The following is a 21,397-nucleotide window of genomic DNA, read 5'->3' as shown; positions in this document are numbered from 1 at the left end:
TTTTAGAATGTTATGCTTTTTTTGAAAGTTTTTCAAATACCCAGGCGGGTCCAATTAATAAAAATTGTAAATCTTTAAAAAAAGAAGGTTTTTTTCCTTCTAATTTATGTCCATAAAATTGTCCAATCCAAGCTACTACAAAAATAGCTAAAGATGTATAAAACAAAGGAAGAAAAGTTGATAAAAAATAATTTCCCATTAAGCAAACTATTGAAAATGCAAGCATTTTAACAAAAGTAGAATAGGAAAGTTTTAAGTAAAAAAGCAATAATATTATTAAAATGATTGCAGCCCAGTTTTCAATAAATGGATTGTTAATATTTAATAGATTTGAAAGAGTATTTGAAGGAATACTCATTAACAGCCCAACTATGCTAAAGAAAATTGCTGGAACACAGATAAAATGTATTGATTGGTTTGTTTTATTTTGATGACTTACGGCATATTCATCGAACCATTGTTGTTGTGTTTTCATAAATAATAATCGTTAACATTTATTAAAGCGTGTTATTAATACAGTAAAATTTTGAGTGCTTTGAGATGTTAAAGATATAAAAATATCATTGTTTGTTATAATTACTAAAAACGACTTAAAAGGATTAATTATTGTTTGCAAAAGCAATTGGTTTATAAAACTTAATTTAAGCTGACTTTGGTATAGCTACTTATATAAAGTAGCTAAGAAACTTATTAAAATAATGAGATGTACTTTTTAAATTTGTTATAGAAACGGAAGTTAAAATAGAAAATTAGTGCCAGCCTTTAGTTACAATTAAATTATTAATATGTGCATAATGATGGTTGCAATGCCAGGCATAAATTCCAATATTTTCAGCTAATGAAACACTTTTATTTCCTTCAGGATGAATAAATTCTTTTTGTAAATCATTTATTGATAAACCTTTTAAAAGAAATACCCACTTTTCGTGTAATGCTTTTAATTGATTTAATGATAGTGAAATTGGAGCTGATTTACTATCAAATAACTCTGCCCACTTATCTTCATAATATGCTTTAATTAGTGGTGTATTTTCTGTTAAAGACCATTTAAAACGGATATAACTATTTATGTGGCTATCTGCACAATGGTGAATTACTTGTTTAATAGTCCAACCATTTTCTCTGTATACTGTATCCAGTTGTGAATCAGAAAGGTTTTTAACTAAATTTTCAAGTTTAACAGGGAAATTTTCAATAACTAAAATCCATTCTTCAATGGTTTTATTTGTAATGGATGTTGGAATTGTTAGTTTTCCTATGGGATATTTAAGTTTTTCTAACATTTATTCCTTTGTTTCATATTTTTCAATAAATCTTTTTGCTCTTTTGTTTCCTGAATCAATTGCCAACGATTTTTTATAATACTCTATAGCTTGTAAGGTATCTCCACGTTGTTTTAAAGCGTCCGCATAACTATCATAAACATTAGAGCTATTAGGGTAAAGTTCTATATTTATTTTAAAAATGGTAAGTGCTTGATTGTAATTTTTGTTGCGTAACTCCTTATATCCTAATTTATTAAAATTATTTTCATCAATTGAAGGATCTAAAGAATCTATTTTTTTAATATTTAAATAGCCTTCTAGTGCTTTTTCAAAATTTTGATCTTTTAAATATTCACTTGGAATTTTTTCATCAGATTTTAATTTTCTAAAATTATATTGAAGTGTATCTTTTGCTGCTTTTGGAACTAAAACCAAGTACATACTTTTATCCTGGGGATTTGTTAAAAACTGAATTTTTTCATTCATTTCCTTAACAAAGAAAGTTTCATCACCTACTTTTAACGGTTTAATATTATCAGCTCCACGCCATTTTAAATATAATTCGTTTTCATTAAAGTAAACATCAATTATTTCATCTGAATTATAAAGATATCTTCCAGAGGCACTTTCAATAAATTCAGGACTATTTGTGGGTGAAGAGCAACTTATAGCTACTATTATTAAAAAAAAGATACTAATATTTTTAATTTTCATAATGAAGTTTTTATAATTGTAAATATAAAAAAACATCTGAAATTCTTTTCGTAAATAGTTTTGATAAATAAAAGAAACTGTCTAAAAAGTAAATTTTGTAATCATCTTGAGCTTGTGGAAACCTATTACTAATTATAAATAAATTAAAATTGATTTCCACAAACTTAACCTGACAAACAGAACAACTAAGATTTTTTAGACAGTTTTTCTATTAATAAAATGAAGTTTAGTTTTTCTTTTTAACTGAACCAGAACCTGCGGATTTTGATTTTATAATTTCAGGATCACCAGAATATACTATATTTCCCGAACCAGCTATTTTAGCATGAATTTCGTTTACTGCGTTTACTTTAACATTTCCAGAACCAGCAATAGATGCATTAGCAATAGTTGCTTTAAGATTATAGCCGTTTAAGTTTCCAGAACCAGCAATACTGCAATTAAAATTATCAGATTCTCCAGTTAATTTAATGTTTCCTGAACCTGCAATATTTGAATCTAAATCTCCAGTTGAAACGTTTAAATCCATATTTCCAGAACCGGCTAAACTTATTTTTAAATTATTAGATTTTATAATATCATTAGTAAACACATCACCTGATCCTGCAAGTGAAACCCCATCAATAGACTCAAAAGGAACTGTAATTTCAATAGTTTTGCGAGATACAAGGTTGTAGCCTTTTTTAGGCTTAATTTTTAAATTGCCATTTTCTACTTCAGTAACAATATATTCCAATAAGTTTTCATCAGCTTTTATGGTAATTGTTCCTTCGTTGCCTTTAAATAATTTTACATCAAATGAGCCAGCTATTCCAATTGCGTCATAATCAGAAACATTTCTTGTTATAGTTGTTATATCTCCGTTTCCTTTTATTTTTTTAGTGAAAAATTGTGCGTGTACACTTGTACTAATAATACTTAATAATAGGATACTCGCTATTGTTTTTATTTTAAAATTTAGTATTGAAAAGTTCATAATTAATATTTTTTAGTTGGTGAAAAATGATATTGTTCCGTAACTGGATTTTATGGTAATAGTTCCATTTGTATTAGAAGAATTATAATAACCTTCATAATATTTTGAAGATGATTTTACAATTTCTTTATTAAAAGTAAAGTTATTCCCATATTTTAAACTTCCATAACTTAAGGTTGCATTTATTTTAAAATTATTACTTGGTTTTACCCCAATTTTAGTATTGGTATAAGATGATTTTACATGAATATCTTTTATGTTATCACCTAATTCATTAATTTTTAATGAACCATAATCCATATCAAAATCACCAGATCCATCTAGTTTTTCTATGGTAGTATGCATATAGTCACTATTTCCAATTAAATTACCTGAAGTCCCTATTTTTAAACTACCATAATCGCAGTTGTAATCTAAAAAGTCGATTTCACCAAAAGTTAAATGAGAATAATCGGCATTTAAATTTACAGTGTTCGTTCTTTCAACAACCAGTGTCGAATAGTCGGCATCAATATCGCCATCCTGCATAAAATCTATAGTAGATTTATTAGTGTAATCTATGTTTATTGAGTTTTTTGAATTCAATAACTCACCAATAGTTAATTTTCCGTAATCACAATTTATTTTAGAGCTACCTTCAAGTTTATCAATACTTATAGCACCATAATCGTTATTTAAATCTACATGGTTTGTAACAGGCATTTGAATAAGGTAATTTATTTCCATACTCACATTATTGTTTCTACCCCAAAGACTCCATGAGCTGGAATTTTTTTCAATAATAGTTTTTGCTGAAACATCATTTGCATTTCCATCAAATTCAATATAAATTTGTTCAAGGCGTTTCTCTACTTTTTCTTCATCATTTCCATTAGTAGTAATACTCACTTTTATAACAATTCGGTTTTCATCCCAGGTTGCTATTCCAATATTTCCATATTTATTGGAAATGGTTAATTGTGCATTTTTATTAACATTAAATTCTTTTGTAATCACTTTATTTTTAGTGTATTTACCATCTCTTTCGGTGGCATTTGAAATAAATGGTATCAGTAAAAGAAGTACTATAATTTTATATAAATTTTTCATTGTTTTGGGTTTTTAGTTCTTTAAAATCTTCAATTTGAATTAATAAACTTTGTAATACATCAACACGTTGTTGAAAATTAGAAATCATTGCGTAAATAATTCGTTGGTCTTCAGTACTTTCTTTGAGCTCTAAAGTAAGTACTTGGTATTCTTTTTCAAGCTTTTTAATTTGGTTAAGAGCATCTTTAATTAGTTGCTCAGTTTCTGGATTTCTCTCTTTTTCAATAATTTGAAGTTCTTTTTCTATAACTGTTACAAAGTAACTTTCTGTTTCTTGCATTTCCGGAGAAATAGCAGCTAATTCCATTCCAGAGTTTGAAAAGCTAGACCCAATCCAAATTCCAAAAAACAACACAATTGAAGCAGCAATAGCAATAAATGTGAATAAATTAGTTCCTTTTTTAGGTGGAGCTGCTACTGTTTTATTAAGTTTAGCTTCAAACCTGTTAAAATGGCCAATTGTTGGTTCTTCTATATCGAATGAGCCTTCTAAGTTTTTAAATATTTTATCTAAGTTGTCTTTCATAATGTTGAGATAAAAGGTGTCTTAATTTATTTTTAGCTCTTGAAATGGTTGTTCTGCTATTTTCGTATGAAATTTCCATTATTTGAGCTATTTCTTCAGCATCGTATCCTTCAATTAAATTTAAGGTTAAGGCTACTTTATAATTACTTTTCAGTTGTTTTAATGCGTTTAATATAATGCTTGAATTAAATGCACTGGCATCTAATTGTTCCTCTTCATTTTCAATTATAGTCACTTTGTCAATGGGCACTGTATTTATTCTATTATTCTTTTTTAAAGCAGTTAAACTGTTATTAATTACTATTCTTTTTAACCAAGCTCCAAAAGTTACATTTCCACTAAACGAATCTAATTTTGTAAAAGCTGCTAAAAATGATTCCTGCATAATATCTTCAGCTTCAAAACTATCATTCACAATTCTTAAAGAAGCATTATACATAGCTTTATAGTATTGTTTATACACTGCAAACTGGGCCGATTTATCGCCGTTTTTGCATTTTTCAATTAGCTGGTTACTATGTTGATTTGTTACTTTCAAAACTGCTTTCTATTAAAAAGACATTTGTTTTATTTAACTGTTACACTTTTATTTAAAATTACAAAAATATATTACACCTAATTAATCTAATTTTGGCATAACAATTGAAATTTATATTATGAAAGTACAAATAAAAATACTTTAATGTACTGATAATCAGAATAATAATATAATTTTGTGGATTAGAATTTTTGATATAAGAAATTTTTAAATGACAAAATGACCAAAAATAAACTATGAGTAATTCGAAATTTTTAAAAATGGACAATCTGTCATTACAGCATATTTTAGATGAAGATGCTGATTTAATACCTTTAATGACTCCTGAAGATGAAGAGGAAATAAATAAAGAAGATGTGCCTGAAGTATTACCAATACTACCATTGCGTAATACAGTACTTTTTCCGGGTGTAGTTATTCCAATTACAGCTGGTAGAGATAAATCTATTCAATTAATTAAAGAGGCAAATAAGGGAAATAAAATAATTGGTGTTGTTGCTCAAAAAAATGAAGGCATTGAAGATCCAACTATAAATGATGTTTATAAAGTTGGTACTGTAGCCCGTATTTTGCGTATGTTAAAAATGCCTGATGGTAATACAACGGTTATAATTCAAGGTAAAAAACCTTTTGAAATTGAAAGTTTTGTACAGGAAGAGCCTTATTTACAGGCAATTACAAAACCAAGAAAAGAGGACCGATCTGAAGAAAAAGAGCCTGAATTTGATGCTATTATAGATTCAATTAAGGAAATGGCAATTCGTATTATTAAAGAGAATCCTAATTTGCCTTCTGAAGCCTCATTTGCTATAAAAAACATTGAAAGTAAGCCGTTTTTAATCAATTTTGTTTCTTCTAATATGAACTTAAATGTTACAGAAAAACAAGAGTTATTAGAAACTGAAAACTTAAAAGATAGGGCATTACTTACTTTAAAAAAGATGGATGAAGAGTTGCAGCGTTTAGAGTTGCGAAACGTAATTCAATCTAAAACACGTTCTGATATGGATCAGCAACAACGTGAGTATTATTTACACCAGCAATTAAAAACAATTCAAGAAGAATTAGGTGGTGTTTCTTACGATGAAGAGCTGGATGAAATGCGCGAAAGGGCAAAAACAAAAAAGTGGAGCAAAGAAGTTCAGGAAACATTTGATAAAGAATTAGGGCGTTTACAACGTATGAACCCACAAGTAGCTGAATACTCGGTACAACGTAATTACCTGGATTTATTATTAGATTTACCATGGAATGAATTTTCTGAAGATAAGTTTGATTTAAAGCGTGCTCAAAAAATATTAGACCGCGATCACTTTGGTTTAGAGAAAGTGAAAGAAAGGATTATAGAGCATTTAGCTGTTTTAAAGTTAAAAGGTGATATGAAATCTCCTATAATTTGTTTGTATGGTCCTCCAGGTGTTGGTAAAACATCTTTAGGAAAATCTATTGCAGAATCTTTGGGTAGAAAATATGTGCGTATGTCTTTAGGTGGTGTAAGAGATGAAGCTGAAATTAGAGGACATAGAAAAACATATATTGGTGCAATGCCGGGAAGAATTATTAAAGATATTAAAAAAGCAGGGACTTCAAACCCGGTTTTTGTATTGGATGAAATAGATAAACTGGCATCGTCAAGCCATAGTGGAGATCCTTCTTCAGCAATGTTAGAAGTGCTTGACCCTGAGCAAAATACTACTTTTTACGATAATTATTTAGAAATAGATTACGATCTTTCAAAAGTTTTATTTGTTGCTACAGCAAATAGTTTGTCTACCATTCCTTGGGCTTTACGAGATAGAATGGAAATAATTAACGTTTCTGGTTATACTATTGAAGAAAAAGTAGAGATTGCAAAACGTCACTTATTACCTAAGCAATTAAAAGAACACGGGTTAACAAGTGAACATGTTCAAATAGGTAAAAAGCAATTAGAAAAAATTGTTGTTGCTTATACACGTGAGTCTGGTGTTAGAGGATTGGAAAAGCAAATTGCAAAAATGGTGCGCTTTGCAGCAAAATCTATTGCAATGGAAGAAGCTTATGATGTAAAAATAACCAATGAAATTATTGAAAAAGTATTAGGCCCATCTCATTTAGAGCGCGATAAATATGAAAGCAATGATGTTGCTGGTGTAGTTACAGGATTGGCTTGGACAAGTGTTGGTGGTGATATTTTATTTATTGAATCTATTGTTTCCAAAGGAAAAGGACTTTCAATTACTGGTAATATTGGAAAAGTAATGAAAGAATCTGCTACTATTGCAATGGAATACATAAGAGCAAATGCGCAAGATTTTGATATTGATCCTAAAATTTTAGATGAATATAAAGTTCATATTCACGTTCCGGAAGGAGCAACTCCAAAAGACGGACCAAGTGCAGGTGTTGCTATGTTAACATCTTTGGTTTCGGTATTTACACAACGTAGAGTTAAATCTAGATTGGCTATGACGGGTGAAATTACTTTAAGAGGAAAAGTATTGCCGGTTGGTGGTATTAAAGAAAAAATATTGGCTGCAAAACGTGCAAATATTAAAGAAATTATTTTGTGTAAAGACAATGAAAAGGACATAGCAGAAATTAAAGAGTCCTATTTAAAAGGACTTACATTTCATTATGTTTCGGATATGAGCGAAGTAATTAAAATAGCACTTACAAAGCAAAAAGTAAAAAAAGCTAAGAAATTATAAAAAAAAGAGGCTGTCTTAAAAATATTGAAATCCGTCATTCTGAACTTGATTGAGAATCTCTTCATACTAATAATCAATTAATATGAGAACCTGAATCAAGTTCAGGCTGACGAAAAGTTCACTTTTAAGACAGTCTTTTTTTATACATTTCTTATATCTAAAATACGACCATTTTTTAGTTTTCCTTTTATATCAAGTTTGTAAATTTTTTCTGCCACTTGTTTAGGTGTAAATAATTCTCCGTGTTCATAAAAGTCTATAAAACGTTGTACGGATTTAAACTGCTCTTTAGGTGTGTTTCTGGCTTTAGCTTGCATATCTGTATCCACAATACCTGGGTAAATTGAAACTATTTTTACACCGTTTTTAATTTCCTTTTGCTCTTTTGAAAGTACTTTTGTCATCATATCTACACCAGCTTTTGATGCACAATACATAGACCAGCTTTCATAAGGATTAATGGCTGCACCTGAAGAAATATTTATAATTTTCTTTTTGCATTCCCAACCTTTAGATAATTTTATAAATAATGAATTTAGAATTAAAGGAGCTATTAAATTTACTTTTATGGTATAACTAATTTCTTCCGGAGAAATATTTTCAATCTTATTAACAGTACCTAAATCACCGGCATTATTGATTAAAGTTAACACTTTAGTTGTGTTTTTATCTAAATGAGAAAAAATTTCATTCACAACACTTTCAATAGTTTCACTTTTACTTAAATCGCATTGATATTGTTCCAGTGTGTATAATTTTTCTATTTTACTGCGTGCAATTGAAATTACTCTATAGCCATTTTTGTGATATTCTTTAGATAAACCAAAGCCTAAACCTTTATTGCCACCGGTTATTATTAAAACGTTATCCATGGAAATTAATTTGTAATCTAATTTATGAAAATATATTTAAGAAAAAAGACCAATTAATTATTTGTAGAATTTTTTTGAAGCATTCCAAAAAACATCCATTTCATCTAAAGACATATCGTGAAGTGATTTATTAACTTTTTTGGCTGCTGTTTCTAAATATTGAAAACGGTTAATAAATTTTTTATTGGTACGTTCTAAGGCATTTTCAGGATTTACCTTAATAAATCGAGCATAATTAATCATTGAAAATAAGACATCACCAAATTCAGATTCAATGTTGCTAATATTTCCTTTTTCAATTTCAGCATTTAATTCAGCCAATTCTTCCTGAACTTTTTCCCAAACTTGTTCAGGTTTTTCCCAATCAAAACCAACACCAGCAACTTTGTCTTGAATTCTGTTAGCTTTTACCATAGCTGGTAAAGATTTGGGAACGCCTTCCAAAACAGACTCTTTTCCTTCCTTTAGTTTAAGTTTTTCCCAGTTTTGTTTAACTTCCTCTTCATTTTTTACTTGAACATCTCCATAAATATGAGGATGTCTGTGAATCAATTTTTCAGAAATTGAATTAGCAACATCGGCAATATCAAAAGCATCGCTTTCCGAACCAATTTTTGCATAAAAAACAATATGCAGTAAAACATCGCCTAATTCTTTTTTAATTTCTTCTAAATCATTATTAAGAATGGCATCGCCTAATTCATAGGTTTCTTCAATAGTTAAATGACGAAGCGATTGAAAAGTTTGTTTTTTATCCCAAGGACATTTTAAACGCAACTCGTCCATAATATCCAGTAATCTACCAAAGGCTTGTAGTTGCTTTTCTCGGGAATTCATAATTTATGCTTCTTCTGTTTCTTCTTCCTCTTCTTTAATAGCAGTGAAATCGAAATTTTTTGAAGCTAGTAAATTATACCATTGTAATACTTTTTTAATATTGGAAGTGTAAACTCGTTCTTCATCAAAATTTGGTAAAATTTCTCTGAAATAAGAAGTTAAAACTTTACCGTTTTCTTTGTGGCTAATTGCTTCTTTTCCAGCTTCTTTTTCTCCAATACTTTTAAAAACCATACGAAGCGGTACTTCTTCTTCATAGGTATATATAGCAATTTCATTTAAAGCGCTAATATTATGTGTAACAGTAACAGGAAATTTTTTACCATCTAATAAAGATTCAACAATAATTCCACCTTTAGACTGTGCTTTAATTTCAAACAATCCCGGTTTACCATTTACAGATACAATATCTTTTAATTCCATATAGTTATTTTCTTTTTAATAAGGGAAATTTCATTCTATACTCAGCTTGTATTTTCCCTTTTGAAATATTTTCTAATTTCTTTTTAATTAATCGTTTTTTTAAAGATGAAATTTTATCAGTAAATAAAATTCCTTCAATATGATCGTATTCGTGTTGCACAATTCTTGCTGCAATACCTTCAATTACATCAGTATGTTTTTCAAAATTTTCATCCAAATATTCTATGGTAATTTTTTCTTGTCTAAAAACATCTTCTCTAATATCAGGAATACTTAAACAGCCTTCATTAAATACCCATTCATCACCTTCTTCTTTAAGAATTTTAGCATTAATAAATACTTTATTAAAGTTAGATAAAAATTCTCGTTCTTCTTTTTCAAGATCTTCATCTTCACTAAATGGAGTTGCATTTATTATAAATAACCTGATAGCTTTGCCAATTTGAGGTGCAGCCAAGCCAACCCCACTTGCATTTACCATGGTTTCTCTCATGTTTTCAATAAGGGTATCTAAATCTGGATACTCTTTATCAATATCAACACCTACTTTTCTTAAAACAGGATCTCCATAAGCTATTATAGGTAATATCATATTCTATTTTTTTGGTTTGCGAAATTACAAATAATCAGGGTATATGTCAAAAGTTTATATAATAATTAACAAAATGTTTATTTATTATGCAAGTAAGTTTGCAAAATTAAAGTAGCACTTATTTCATCAATTAACGCTTTGTTTTGGCGTTGTTTTTTCTTTAATCCACTATCAATCATACTTTGAAAAGCCATTTTAGAAGTAAAACGTTCATCAATTCTTTTTATTGGAATTTTAGGAAATGTCAAGCTTAATTTTGCTACAAATGGTTTTATAAATTGTTCACTTTCACTTGCTGCATTATTCATTTGTTTAGGTTCTCCTACAATAAATAATTCAACCTTTTCTTTTTTAAGATACTCAGTTAAAAATGAAAATATATTTTTAGTTTCAATAGTTGTAAGTCCAGAAGCAATAATCTGAAGTTCATCAGTTACTGCAATTCCAGTTCTTTTTTCACCATAATCAATAGCTAAAATTCGTGCCAATTCGTTAACAATATTTATAAAGTTGTGCAAATTTACGCATTTTGAACCAAATACTATTTTAAGTTTTATATTTGCTTTCTTAAAGAATTATTTAAAGATGAAAGCAATTAGAGAGATTATTGAAAAAGCTTGGGAAAATAGAGAATTATTAAAAGAAGAAATTACACAAAATACCATTCGTGAAGTTGTAAATTTATTAGATGCTGGAACTTTACGTGTTGCAGAGCCTATTGAAGGTGGGTGGCAAGTGAATGAATGGGTAAAAAAAGCGGTTGTGCTTTATTTTCCAATTCAAAAAATGGAAACTATTGAAGTTGGTATTTTTGAGTATCACGATAAAATTCCTTTAAAAACTGGCTACAAAGAAAAAGGGATTAGAGTTGTTCCTCATGCAGTTGCGCGTCACGGTTCTTATATTTCTGCAGGAACTATTTTAATGCCGAGTTACGTAAATATTGGCGCTTATGTTGATGAAGGAACAATGGTGGATACTTGGGCAACTGTAGGTAGTTGTGCTCAAATTGGAAAAAATGTGCATTTAAGTGGAGGAGTAGGTATTGGTGGTGTTTTGGAACCTTTACAAGCAGCCCCGGTAATTATAGAAGACAACGTATTTGTAGGTTCTAGATGTATTGTTGTTGAGGGGGTTAGAGTTAGAAAAGAAGCTGTTTTGGGTGCCAATGTTGTTTTAACTATGAGTACTAAAATTATAGATATTACAGGTGATGAACCTATTGAAATGAGAGGAGAAGTTCCTGAACGTTCTGTTGTAATTCCGGGAAGTTATCCTAAAAAATTTAAAGCCGGAACTTACAATGTTCCTTGTGCTTTAATTATTGGTAAAAGAAAAGAAAGTACTAATAAAAAGACGAGTTTAAATGATGCACTTCGTGAGAATGATGTAGCCGTTTAATAAAGAATACCACATAAAGGCTGTATAAATTTTTGAAAAACGTCATTCTGAATTTATTTCAGAATCTCATCATATTGATTATCAATTAATATACAAACCTGAAATTGAAGATTCACGAATTCCTTATTATAAAATAAGAAATGGATGAGTAAACAAGTTTAGAATGACGGGTTTTAATACTTTTTTGAAGGCTTCTTTTTTTGTCTTTTACTTAACGATTTGCAAATGTTAACACAATTAAAATTTAAAGTTATATTTTTGTCATCAATTAATTAAATTTAAAGCGTAAGTACATTGAAAATTGTCATTTTAGCAGCAGGTATAGGTTCTAGACTTGGAAATCCCTTTCCAAAACCATTAACACCATTAAAAGATGGAGAAAGTATAATGGCGAAACAACTTAAAAATATTTCAAAATATTTTGATATTAATGATGTAACAACGGTTGTTGGGTTTAAAAAGGACTTAATTATGGAGCGTTTTCCTGAAGTTAATTATGTGTACAACCCGTTTTTCGATCAAACAAATACTTCAAAAAGTTTATTACAGGCATTAAAAAAACATAGAGGTAAATCAGTGTTATGGTTTAATGGTGATGTTGTTTTTGATGAAAAATTACTTTCTGTACTGTTAAATGATATTGAAAAAAATAATTCATTTATTTCAGTAAACACATTAAGCGTTGCTGATGAAGAAGTAAAATACACGCTTAAAGATGGCTTTGTAAATGAACTTTCCAAAGAAGTTAAAAATGGTTTAGGGGAAGCTGTTGGAATTAATTTTATTGCTTCTAACGATTTAGATACGTTTATTTCTCAATTGGAAAAATGTGATGCGAACGATTACTTTGAGAAAGGTTTAGAAACTGCAATAGCAGAAAATAACTTAAAAGTTAAAGCTATAGATATTTCAAAATACAACTGTATAGAGGTTGATTTTGCGGAAGATTTACAAAATGCCAACAAAATAGTTTAATACCTTGAAAACAATACTTTTTTGTCAAAATCCTTATGCTTTTGGAATTTTAGAACCTATTATGCAGGTTTTAAAAGAAAAAAAACATGAGTATTTGTGGTTTGTAAAGGAACCAATAAAAGAGAAATTTCCTTTTAAAAATGAGCCTTTTACTTCTAATATGAACGAAGTAAAAGCATTTAAAAGCGATGCTATTTTTGTTCCTGGTAATGAAGTTCCATATTATTTAAGAGGCTTAAAAGTACAGGTTTTTCACGGTTTTGCAGGTGAAAAAAAAGGGCATTTTAGAATTCGACATTATTTTGATTTATACTTAACTCAAGGACCTTTTTTTACACGAAAATTTTTAGAACTAAAAGCCAAGCATAAAAATTTTGATGTAATTGAAACCGGTTGGCCTAAAATTGATATTTATGGAAAAGAATTACATAAATATGATGATTATAAAACAGCATTATTAAAAAAATATCAGGCTGAAAAAATTGTGCTTTATGCACCAACGTTTTCACCATCACTAACATCGGCATCATTTTTAATTGAAGAGTTTAAACAACTTTCAAAAAATAAGGATTATTTAATATTGGTTAAATTTCACGATTTAATGGCTGAGGAATTAGTTGAAGCCTATAAGAAATTAGCCAAAGAAACTGCCAATATTATTTTTGAAGAAGAACGAAATATTATTAAATTTTTGTTACTGGCCGATATTATGATCAGTGACACATCTTCGGTTGTTTACGAGTTTTTACTGTTAGATAAACCAGTAATTACGTTTAAATGTAGTTCTAAAAATATTCAATGGGATAATTCTTTGGAATATACCAACCTTGAAGAAAAAATTTGTGCTAATTTAGAAAAGGATCTATTTAAAAAGCAACGGCAGCATATTGTTTCAGAATACCATCCTTTTAACGATGGAAATTCAGCATTAAGAATGGTTGAGGCTGTTGAAAGTTATATAACTAAAAATGGCATTCCTGAAAAAAGAAATTTGTCTTTTTTACGACGTTTAAAAATTCATAAAATATTTGGTAAATAAGAATGTTCACTTCTGAAATAAATAAAGCATTAAAGGTGCTAAAAAATGAACAAGTTATTTTATACCCAACAGATACAGTTTGGGGAATTGGTTGTGATGCAACTTCTGAAGTAGCTGTAAATACCATTTTTAAAATTAAAAATCGGTCAGAAAGTAAGAGTTTAATAATTTTAGTTGATGGTATTGAAATGCTTCAAAAATATATTTCAAAAATACCAAATACAGTTATTGATCTGTTAAATAATACTTCAAATCCAACATCAATTATTTATAATAATCCAGTAGGATTGGCAAAAAATGTTGTTGCTTCAGATAACACGGTGGCTATTAGAATTGTTCAAAATGAGTTTTGCAAGCAGTTGATTTCGGCTTTTGGAAAACCAATAGTTTCTACTTCTGCAAATGTTAGTGGGAATTCAACACCAAAATGTTTTAAAGAAATAGACAAAGCAATTTTGGATAGCGTTGACTATATTGTAAATTTGCAGCGCGAAGAAGTGAATGACAAATCATCTACTATTTTAAAAGTAGCTGAAAATGGTGAAATAATTGTAATTCGCGATTAATAAATTTTAAAGCAAAAAACAGGAGTTATTTAAAATATTAAGTTTCGTCAACCTGAACTTGTTTCAGGTTCACATCGTAATAGTCTATCAGTTTGATGAGATTCTGAAATCGAAGATTCACGAATTCCATATGTTAAAATAAGTAAGGAATAAGTAAACAAGTTCAGAATGACGGTTTTTATATTTTATAGACTTGGTTATTAGAAAATATGTCAGAAAACAATACTTATAAAGACGCATTATCGCATCCCATTTTTGAATACATTTCAAAAGCAGCTACTAATTTAAAGCTAGATACTTATGTTATTGGAGGTTTTGTGCGTGATTATTTTTTAAAAAGAGGAACTCCAAAAGATATTGATATTGTGGCAATTGGCAGTGGTATTGAACTGGCTCAAGAAGTGGCTAAATTATTACCAAATAAACCAAAAGTGCAAGTTTTTAAAACATACGGAACAGCAATGTTACGTTATAACGATATTGAAATTGAATTTGTAGGAGCAAGAAAAGAATCTTATACTGAAAATAGTAGAAATCCAGTAGTAGAAAATGGAACGTTGGAAGATGATCAAAACAGACGTGATTTTACAATAAACGCTTTAGCTTTAAGTTTAAATAAAGCTGATTTTGGAGCATTACTGGATCCTTTTGAGGGAATTAAAGATTTAGAAAATAAAATTATTAGAACGCCTCTAAATCCCGATATTACGTATTCGGATGATCCATTAAGAATGATGAGAGCCATTCGTTTTGCAACACAATTAAACTTTACAATTGAAACAGATTCATTAAACGCAATTACAAAAAATGCTGAACGTTTAGACATTATTACCAGGGAACGTATTATAGATGAATTTAACAAAATAATGCTTTCAGAAGTGCCTTCTGTGGGTATATTATTACTTCATAAAACAAAATTATTAGAACGGTTTTTACCTGAATTAACTAATTTACAAGGTGTGGATGAAGTTGAAGGGCAGAAGCATAAAGATAATTTTTACCATACTTTAGAAGTGGTTGATAATATATCTAGAAATACTGAAGATTTATGGTTGCGTTGGGCTGCATTATTGCACGATATTGGAAAAGCACCCACCAAAAAATTTGATAAAAAAGTTGGCTGGACATTTCACTCACACGAATTTGTAGGTTCTAAAATGGTTTACAAATTATTTAAGCGTTTAAAAATGCCTTTGAATAATAAAATGAAATTTGTTCAGAAAATGGTGTTTTTAAGTTCTCGTCCTATAATATTAGCATCTGACGTTACAGATGCTGCTGTTAGACGTTTGGTGTTTGATACAGGGGAAGATATTGATAGCTTAATGACTTTGTGTGAAGCTGACATTACAACTAAAAATCCAACTAAATTTGAAAGATATCATAACAATTTTAAAATTGTTCGTGAAAAAATAAAAGAAGTTGAAGAACGTGACCACGTACGTAATTTTCAACCACCTATTTCGGGTGAATTAATTATGGAAACTTTTAATTTAAAACCTTGCCGAGAAATAGGCCTGATAAAAGATGCCATTAAAGAAGCTATTTTAGACGGTAAAATTGCAAATGATTATGATGAAGCCTATGATTTTATGTTAAAACAAGCTGAGAAATTAGGTGTTAAAATTGGGAATTCCTCTAAATTATAGAAATTATTTGTTTTGTCAGTCTGAGCCTGTCGAAGACTTTTTTGTTAGTTCAAATTTTATTTAGATTAAAACGAGCACTTCGACAAGCTCAGTGTGACATGCGTGTTTTTTTGATTAGAGTTTTACAGTCAGTCTGAGCCTGTCGAAGACTTTTTTGTTAGTTCAAATTTTATTTAGATTAAAATGAACACTTTAACCCTTCGACAAAGCTCAGGACAGGCTTAACTCAGTGTGACAATCCGTTAATTAATAAAAAGATTACTTCGTCGTTTCCTCCTCGTAATGACGTTTGCTTTGTTATAGTTTGGCAATTCTTCTAAATACTACATTTTTGTATCAATAAAAGCAATTACTTCTTTTTCAAGAGCCATAGTATTTTGATAAATTGCATTTGCTTTAGCTACTATTTTATCGGCAAATACCCTGTCTTTTATGTCTTTAGCATTGATTCTAACATTAAAATATGCTCCAACTACCGCTGTTCTAGCACATAAAACTCCAACACCAGCATCAGATAACGAACTTTGTAAACCTTCTTTTAGCATTGCCTGCATTACTTCCATAGAATTAAAAGCAGTTTCCATTACTTGAAAAGGAATTTCTGTAGCGTATTTTGTTGCGTTTTCAATAGCCTCTTTTCTGGCTTCCATTTCTTCAGGGTTGGATTTAGGCATTCTAAAACCATCAATTATTTTATTAAAAGCATTGGTATCTTCATCAACTAAAAACAATAATTTATTCTTATAGGCTTGTCCTTTTACTGCCCATTCTGAATAAAATTCCCATTTATCATCCCAACCAGCTTTATGAGCTGAAAGATTTGCAACCATAGTTCCCAAAGATACTCCCAATGATCCCACATAGGCAGCAATAGATCCACCACCAGGAGCCATAGATTCTCCGGCAGTTTCTTCAGCAAATTCAGAAACAGTTAAATCTATTAGTTTTTTAGTGTCATCTTCTAATAAATATTCAATAATTTTTTCCTTCGGATTGAAAGGTTTTAAATCGTCTAAACCTAAAGATTTAACTGCAATTTTAATTTTTTCAGCTTCAGAAATTCCTAAAGAACGTTGTTGTTTTTTTAAAAAGTAGTCACCGGCATCTAACATTGCTTTTAAAGGAATAAGTCCAATTAATTCTGAACCCGTAACTCGCAGCCCTCTTTCTGTTGCAGCTTTAACGGTTTCGTCAAAAGCAACATGCATAGAAGTTATGCTAATGTTTGTTAAATTGTAAGAAATTTGAGCAATTCCATATTCTTCAATATACCAACCAATTCCTTTAACCGCTTTTAATTTACCAGGAATACGAACAGGATTTCCATTTTTATCCAAGACTTTTTTTCCTGAAACACCATTTTCATATTTTACTCTACCAGCTTCACGAATATCAAATGCAATTGCATTGGCTCTTCGTGTTGAAGTTGTATTTAAATTTACATTATAAGCAATTAAAAAATCGCGTGCTGAAATGGCAGTAGCACCACTTTTTTTAACAGAATCATTAAATTCTGCAGGGCCAAAATCAGGTTTCCATTCAGGATTTACCAATTTCTGGTTTAAACCTTCATATTCTCCCGATCTACAATTTGCCAAGTTTTTTCTTTTGTCTTCTTTAGCAGCATTTTCATAAAAATAACCGGGAATTCCTAATTCTTTACCAACACGTTCACCTAATTTATGTGCATAAACAGCAGCTTCTTCTAGTGTTATATTAGAAATAGGAACTAACGGACAAACATCGGTAGCTCCAAAACGAGGGTGTTCACCGGAATGTTTACTCATATCAATTAATTCGGCAGCTTTTTTAATCAATCTAAAAGCAGCTTCAATCACATTTTCTGGTTCACCAACAAAAGTAATAACCGTTCTATTGGTTGCTTTTCCGGGATCAATATCTAATAATTTTACACCTTCAACAGTTTCAACTATAGCAGCTATCGTATTTATTTTTATTGAATCTCTTCCCTCACTAATATTAGGAACACATTCTATTAATTGTTTATTCATTGTTATTATTAATTTGGTTGTTCAAATTTAGAAAGTTAATTTGATAAATATTGTTACTATATCAAAATAAATACAGCTTATATTAACTGTTTGTAGTATTTAGTTTTATTTTTGTTGATGATGGATGAAGAAATTTAATGTCATTACGAGGAGTTTGGTAAAACGACGTGGTAATCTGCATCTAAGGAACAGATTACTTCATTTATATTTTGCCTTGTGCCGGCTGGCCTGAACGGTAAAAATGTTCACAGAACATTTTCTTAACCCTCCATCCTGCAATGACGGTTTAATTTTAATTATTAAATTTATTTTATAATAAATAATTTTTATGAAAAAAGTATTAATTACAGGTATGGCTGGTTTTATTGGTCATCATTTGGCTAAATTATTAGTAGCATCTGGATATGAGGTAGTTGGACTGGATAGCATTAACGATTATTACGATGTAAATTTAAAATTAGCACGATTAAAGGATCTTGGTTTTAATACTTCAGACATTGAATATAATAAGCTATTAAAAGTTGAAAATAATTCATTCATTAAATTAGATTTAACCGATTTAGAAAATATAAAACAACTTTTTAAAGAACAACAATTTAATTATGTAGTGAATTTGGCGGCTCAAGCAGGAGTGCGATACTCACTTGAAAATCCACAATCGTATGTAGATAGTAATATTACAGGTTTTTTAAATATTTTAGAAAGTTGCAGAGCATACCCTGTTGAACATTTGGTTTTTGCATCTTCAAGTTCTGTTTATGGATTAAGTGAAGAAATTCCTTTTCACGAAGACAATTGTACCGACCATCCATTAGCAATGTATGCGGCAAGTAAAAAAGCAAATGAAATGATGGCACATTCGTATGCCAATTTATATAACATTCCGTGTACAGGATTACGCTTTTTTACTGTGTATGGACCTTGGGGAAGACCAGATATGGCGTTACATATTTTTACCAAAGCAATGGTTGAAGATAAAGAATTTGAAGTGTTTAACAATGGTGATATGAGTAGAGATTTTACCTATGTGGGTGATATTGTTGAAAGTGTAAAACGTTTATTACCATTGGCACCAAAAGAGAATAACCCGGCATTTAATCCCAAAAAGCCTACGTCATCAAAAAGTAGCAAGCCCTATCAACTATTTAATATCGGAAATAATAGTCCAATTGCTTTAATGGATTTTATTAAGGCAATTGAAAAAGCATTAAATAAAAAGGGAAAAATTGTATTTAAACCAATGCAACCTGGAGATGTGCAATCTACCTATGCAAATGTTGAAAGTTTATTTAAGTATATAAATTTTAAACCTGAAACCAGGCTTGAAGATGGGGTGAAAGCTTTTGTAGAAAAGTATTTAGAATTGAATAAAGGAAGTTAAAAAGTCAGTCTGAGCCTGTCGAAGACTTTTTAGTTAGTTCGAATATTATTTAAAGCAATTATAAATTAAAAGATTACTTCGTAGTATCCTCCTCGTAATGACGTAAGCTTTGATATTGTGATACTGTATGGTTATTCGCTTGATTAGAGTTGCACGGTCAGTCTGAGTCTGTTGAATACTTTTTAGTTAGTACGAATATTATTTAAAGCAATTATAAATTAAAAGATTACTTCGTCATTATCACTCCTCGCAATGACGTATGCTTTGACATTGTGATACAATCTTGCAATCCGTTTTATAAAAAATATACAGTCAGTCTGAGCTTGTTGAAGTATAAAATCAAAATCTTATTTTTAGTTTACCATTGAATAAAGTATATTTACGCCAATAGAAAAAGTAACCCCAATTAAAACTGATTCTAAGTCATTTAATGAAAGAACAAATTACAGAGCCAAACGATTGGTTATTTGAAATAACCCCTAAAAATAAGCTACTTAGTTTAAATTTAAAAGAAGTTTGGCACTACCGCGATCTATTAATGCTTTTTGTAAAGCGCGATGTAATAACTGTATATAAGCAAACTATTTTAGGACCTTTATGGTACTTAATTCAACCTTTATTTACATCAATTATTTTTACCATTATTTTTAATAATATTGCGGGGATAAAAACTGGAGGAATTCCACCTTTTTTATTCAATTTAGCAGGAGTAACCTCTTGGAACTATTTTAGAGAGTGTTTAACTTCTACATCAGATACTTTTAAAAAAAATGCAGGAATTTTTGGAAAAGTATATTTTCCAAGAATTATTATGCCCTTATCTAATGTGATTTCAAATTTATTGAAATTTGGAATTCAACTACTCATTTTTATTGGGTTTTATATTTATTTTATTTTTAAAGGGTTGGCAATTTATCCTAATATTTCCATATTATTTTTACCTGTTTTGGTAATTATTATGGCATTATTAGGGCTTGGATTAGGAATGATTATTTCATCTATGGTAACAAAATACAGAGATTTATCATTTTTGGTAACCTTTGGTGTACAATTATTAATGTACGTATCGGCAGTAATGTATCCAATGTCGATAGTAAAAGAAAAACTTGGAAATATATCGTGGATAGTTGAATACAACCCAATGGCACATATTATTGAAACATCCAGGTATATGCTATTAAACGAAGGAGAACTAAATATAAAAGGAATTTTATTTTCAATAGTTTTTACAATTTTTATATTTTTAATAGGTTTAGTAATTTTTAACAAGACGGAAAAGAGTTTTATTGATACGGTATAAAACGTGAGAAGTCAAACGTCAAAAGTGAGAAGTCAAAAGTGAGAAGTCAAACGTCAAACGTCAAAAGTGAGAAGTGAATAGTGAAAAGTCTATATTGAGAAGTCAATAGTGAGAAGTCAGAAGTGAGAAGTCTTCTCACGAAAATACGTCTCACGAACAACCGTCTCACTAAAATACATCTCACGAATAAAAAAAAGAAAAATGAATCATAAAGAGTTAGATGTTTGGAAGAAGAGTATGGATTTGGTTGCTTTAATTTATAAACTTTCAAGTTCATTTCCTGATGATGAGAAGTTTGGTTTAACAAGTCAGATTAGAAGAGCTGCTGTTTCAGTTCCTTCAAATATTGCAGAAGGTGCAGGAAGAAAAGGAGATAAAGAATTTGTTCAGTTTCTTCATATTGCACTTGGTTCTGTATCTGAATTAGAAACTCAATATCTAATTGCAGTTAGGTTAAATTATACTGAGAAAAATAATAATATTGAAGTATTAATAAACGATGTTAAAAGATTAATATTAGGATTTAGAAATTATTTAAGAAAAACGTGAAAA

Annotated in this window: 22 protein-coding genes; 9 read left to right on the top strand and 13 right to left on the bottom strand. The window is 29.5% G+C overall.

Features of this window, described 5'->3' with window-relative positions; genetic code table 11:
* Positions 1 to 10: 10 nt before the first annotated feature.
* The 7 genes from BX611_RS07665 to BX611_RS07635 all read right to left on the bottom strand — a co-directional run bounded on the left by BX611_RS07665 (position 11) and on the right by BX611_RS07635 (position 5,108).
* A complete protein-coding gene (locus BX611_RS07665) occupies positions 11 to 475 on the bottom strand; it encodes an Mpo1 family 2-hydroxy fatty acid dioxygenase (protein ID WP_115879820.1) in 465 nt (154 codons plus the stop codon).
* A 274-nt stretch (positions 476 to 749) separates the two neighbouring features.
* Positions 750 to 1,283 (bottom strand): YfiT family bacillithiol transferase, encoded by a 534-nt coding sequence (locus tag BX611_RS07660; protein ID WP_115879818.1) that lies wholly within the window; start codon positions 1,281 to 1,283, stop codon positions 750 to 752.
* Entirely contained in the window at positions 1,284 to 1,979 is a 696-nt protein-coding gene (locus BX611_RS07655) for a tetratricopeptide repeat protein (RefSeq protein WP_115879816.1), read from the bottom strand.
* A 226-nt stretch (positions 1,980 to 2,205) separates the two neighbouring features.
* Entirely contained in the window at positions 2,206 to 2,955 is a 750-nt protein-coding gene (locus BX611_RS07650) for a head GIN domain-containing protein (RefSeq protein ID WP_240324925.1), read from the bottom strand.
* A 12-nt stretch (positions 2,956 to 2,967) separates the two neighbouring features.
* Positions 2,968 to 4,044: a hypothetical protein gene (locus BX611_RS07645; protein ID WP_115879814.1), complete on the bottom strand. Its 1,077-nt coding sequence runs from the start codon at positions 4,042 to 4,044 to the stop codon at positions 2,968 to 2,970.
* Positions 4,028 to 4,570, bottom strand: a complete 543-nt coding sequence (locus BX611_RS07640) for a hypothetical protein (RefSeq protein ID WP_115879812.1) — start codon at positions 4,568 to 4,570, stop codon at positions 4,028 to 4,030. Before BX611_RS07640 ends, BX611_RS07645 begins: the two co-directional genes overlap by 17 nt.
* Positions 4,551 to 5,108 (bottom strand): RNA polymerase sigma factor, encoded by a 558-nt coding sequence (locus BX611_RS07635; protein ID WP_115879810.1) that lies wholly within the window; start codon positions 5,106 to 5,108, stop codon positions 4,551 to 4,553. The genes BX611_RS07640 and BX611_RS07635 overlap by 20 nt, the downstream gene beginning before the upstream one ends.
* Positions 5,109 to 5,344: 236 nt before the next feature.
* Here BX611_RS07635 and lon point away from each other — a divergent pair, with 236 nt between their 5' ends.
* Positions 5,345 to 7,798, top strand: coding sequence for an endopeptidase La (gene lon / locus BX611_RS07630; protein WP_115879808.1), 2,454 nt, complete (start codon positions 5,345 to 5,347; stop codon positions 7,796 to 7,798).
* Positions 7,799 to 7,938: 140 nt separating this feature from the next.
* Here the strand turns inward: lon and BX611_RS07625 are convergent, their stop codons facing one another.
* The 5 genes from BX611_RS07625 to ruvX form a co-directional block, all read right to left on the bottom strand.
* On the bottom strand, positions 7,939 to 8,670 hold the full coding sequence (locus BX611_RS07625) for an SDR family NAD(P)-dependent oxidoreductase (RefSeq protein ID WP_115879806.1): 732 nt from the start codon (positions 8,668 to 8,670) through the stop codon (positions 7,939 to 7,941).
* Between the two features lie 57 nt (positions 8,671 to 8,727).
* Positions 8,728 to 9,507 carry a nucleoside triphosphate pyrophosphohydrolase gene (gene mazG, locus BX611_RS07620; RefSeq protein WP_115879804.1) on the bottom strand — a complete coding sequence of 260 codons (780 nt, stop codon included), beginning with the start codon at positions 9,505 to 9,507 and terminating at the stop codon, positions 8,728 to 8,730.
* A 3-nt stretch (positions 9,508 to 9,510) separates the two neighbouring features.
* Entirely contained in the window at positions 9,511 to 9,930 is a 420-nt protein-coding gene (locus tag BX611_RS07615; RefSeq protein WP_115879802.1) for a DUF5606 family protein, read from the bottom strand.
* 4 nt (positions 9,931 to 9,934) lie between these two features.
* Entirely contained in the window at positions 9,935 to 10,522 is a 588-nt protein-coding gene (def, locus tag BX611_RS07610) for a peptide deformylase (RefSeq protein WP_115879800.1), read from the bottom strand.
* 77 nt (positions 10,523 to 10,599) lie between these two features.
* Entirely contained in the window at positions 10,600 to 11,010 is a 411-nt protein-coding gene (gene ruvX / locus BX611_RS07605; RefSeq protein WP_115879798.1) for a Holliday junction resolvase RuvX, read from the bottom strand.
* 97 nt (positions 11,011 to 11,107) lie between these two features.
* Between ruvX and BX611_RS07600 the strand changes: the two genes are divergently transcribed.
* The 5 genes from BX611_RS07600 (at position 11,108) to BX611_RS07580 (ending at position 16,152) form a co-directional block, all read left to right on the top strand.
* On the top strand, positions 11,108 to 11,923 hold the full coding sequence (locus BX611_RS07600; protein ID WP_115879796.1) for a 2,3,4,5-tetrahydropyridine-2,6-dicarboxylate N-succinyltransferase: 816 nt from the start codon (positions 11,108 to 11,110) through the stop codon (positions 11,921 to 11,923).
* Positions 11,924 to 12,217: 294 nt separating this feature from the next.
* Positions 12,218 to 12,898 (top strand): phosphocholine cytidylyltransferase family protein, encoded by a 681-nt coding sequence (locus BX611_RS07595; RefSeq protein WP_115879794.1) that lies wholly within the window; start codon positions 12,218 to 12,220, stop codon positions 12,896 to 12,898.
* Between the two features lie 4 nt (positions 12,899 to 12,902).
* Positions 12,903 to 13,937 (top strand): CDP-glycerol glycerophosphotransferase family protein, encoded by a 1,035-nt coding sequence (locus BX611_RS07590; protein WP_115879792.1) that lies wholly within the window; start codon positions 12,903 to 12,905, stop codon positions 13,935 to 13,937.
* Between the two features lie 2 nt (positions 13,938 to 13,939).
* Positions 13,940 to 14,503, top strand: a complete 564-nt coding sequence (locus BX611_RS07585) for an L-threonylcarbamoyladenylate synthase (protein ID WP_115879790.1) — start codon at positions 13,940 to 13,942, stop codon at positions 14,501 to 14,503.
* Positions 14,504 to 14,712: 209 nt separating this feature from the next.
* Positions 14,713 to 16,152: a CCA tRNA nucleotidyltransferase gene (locus BX611_RS07580; RefSeq protein ID WP_115879788.1), complete on the top strand. Its 1,440-nt coding sequence runs from the start codon at positions 14,713 to 14,715 to the stop codon at positions 16,150 to 16,152.
* Between the two features lie 323 nt (positions 16,153 to 16,475).
* Here the strand turns inward: BX611_RS07580 and ftcD are convergent, their stop codons facing one another.
* Entirely contained in the window at positions 16,476 to 18,164 is a 1,689-nt protein-coding gene (gene ftcD, locus BX611_RS07575) for a glutamate formimidoyltransferase (RefSeq protein WP_115879786.1), read from the bottom strand.
* A gap of 328 nt (positions 18,165 to 18,492) precedes the next feature.
* Here ftcD and BX611_RS07570 point away from each other — a divergent pair, with 328 nt between their 5' ends.
* The 3 genes from BX611_RS07570 (at position 18,493) to BX611_RS07560 (ending at position 21,394) form a co-directional block, all read left to right on the top strand.
* Complete coding sequence (locus BX611_RS07570) at positions 18,493 to 19,545, top strand: NAD-dependent epimerase/dehydratase family protein (RefSeq protein WP_115879784.1); 1,053 nt, start codon at positions 18,493 to 18,495, stop codon at positions 19,543 to 19,545.
* A gap of 430 nt (positions 19,546 to 19,975) precedes the next feature.
* Complete coding sequence (locus tag BX611_RS07565; RefSeq protein ID WP_115879782.1) at positions 19,976 to 20,845, top strand: ABC transporter permease; 870 nt, start codon at positions 19,976 to 19,978, stop codon at positions 20,843 to 20,845.
* Positions 20,846 to 21,046: 201 nt separating this feature from the next.
* A complete protein-coding gene (locus BX611_RS07560) occupies positions 21,047 to 21,394 on the top strand; it encodes a four helix bundle protein (RefSeq protein WP_115879780.1) in 348 nt (115 codons plus the stop codon).
* The last annotated feature ends 3 nt before the right edge of the window (positions 21,395 to 21,397 follow it).

It is taken from the genome of Lutibacter oceani, from assembly GCF_003384935.1.
In the GTDB taxonomy this organism is placed as follows: Bacteria; Bacteroidota; Bacteroidia; order Flavobacteriales; family Flavobacteriaceae; genus Lutibacter; species Lutibacter oceani.
Note: the sequence above shows the minus strand (reverse complement) of the source record. Positions and strands in the feature narration are given on the sequence as shown.

What these genes read in the sequence shown, in the direction of transcription:
- mazG (WP_115879804.1), bottom strand. Translation starts at nt 9,507, where the DNA reads ATGAATTCCCGAGAAAAGCAACTACAAGCCTTTGGTAGATTACTGGAT.
- BX611_RS07615 (WP_115879802.1), bottom strand. Translation starts at nt 9,930, where the DNA reads ATGGAATTAAAAGATATTGTATCTGTAAATGGTAAACCGGGATTGTTT.
- BX611_RS07570 (WP_115879784.1), top strand. Translation starts at nt 18,493, where the DNA reads ATGAAAAAAGTATTAATTACAGGTATGGCTGGTTTTATTGGTCATCAT.
- BX611_RS07585 (WP_115879790.1), top strand. Translation starts at nt 13,940, where the DNA reads ATGTTCACTTCTGAAATAAATAAAGCATTAAAGGTGCTAAAAAATGAA.
- BX611_RS07645 (WP_115879814.1), bottom strand. Translation starts at nt 4,044, where the DNA reads ATGAAAAATTTATATAAAATTATAGTACTTCTTTTACTGATACCATTT.
- BX611_RS07660 (WP_115879818.1), bottom strand. Translation starts at nt 1,283, where the DNA reads ATGTTAGAAAAACTTAAATATCCCATAGGAAAACTAACAATTCCAACA.
- BX611_RS07600 (WP_115879796.1), top strand. Translation starts at nt 11,108, where the DNA reads ATGAAAGCAATTAGAGAGATTATTGAAAAAGCTTGGGAAAATAGAGAA.
- BX611_RS07625 (WP_115879806.1), bottom strand. Translation starts at nt 8,670, where the DNA reads ATGGATAACGTTTTAATAATAACCGGTGGCAATAAAGGTTTAGGCTTT.
- BX611_RS07665 (WP_115879820.1), bottom strand. Translation starts at nt 475, where the DNA reads ATGAAAACACAACAACAATGGTTCGATGAATATGCCGTAAGTCATCAA.
- BX611_RS07655 (WP_115879816.1), bottom strand. Translation starts at nt 1,979, where the DNA reads ATGAAAATTAAAAATATTAGTATCTTTTTTTTAATAATAGTAGCTATA.
- BX611_RS07640 (WP_115879812.1), bottom strand. Translation starts at nt 4,570, where the DNA reads ATGAAAGACAACTTAGATAAAATATTTAAAAACTTAGAAGGCTCATTC.
- BX611_RS07580 (WP_115879788.1), top strand. Translation starts at nt 14,713, where the DNA reads ATGTCAGAAAACAATACTTATAAAGACGCATTATCGCATCCCATTTTT.
- BX611_RS07565 (WP_115879782.1), top strand. Translation starts at nt 19,976, where the DNA reads ATGAAAGAACAAATTACAGAGCCAAACGATTGGTTATTTGAAATAACC.
- BX611_RS07650 (WP_240324925.1), bottom strand. Translation starts at nt 2,955, where the DNA reads ATGAACTTTTCAATACTAAATTTTAAAATAAAAACAATAGCGAGTATC.
- def (WP_115879800.1), bottom strand. Translation starts at nt 10,522, where the DNA reads ATGATATTACCTATAATAGCTTATGGAGATCCTGTTTTAAGAAAAGTA.
- lon (WP_115879808.1), top strand. Translation starts at nt 5,345, where the DNA reads ATGAGTAATTCGAAATTTTTAAAAATGGACAATCTGTCATTACAGCAT.
- ftcD (WP_115879786.1), bottom strand. Translation starts at nt 18,164, where the DNA reads ATGAATAAACAATTAATAGAATGTGTTCCTAATATTAGTGAGGGAAGA.
- BX611_RS07560 (WP_115879780.1), top strand. Translation starts at nt 21,047, where the DNA reads ATGAATCATAAAGAGTTAGATGTTTGGAAGAAGAGTATGGATTTGGTT.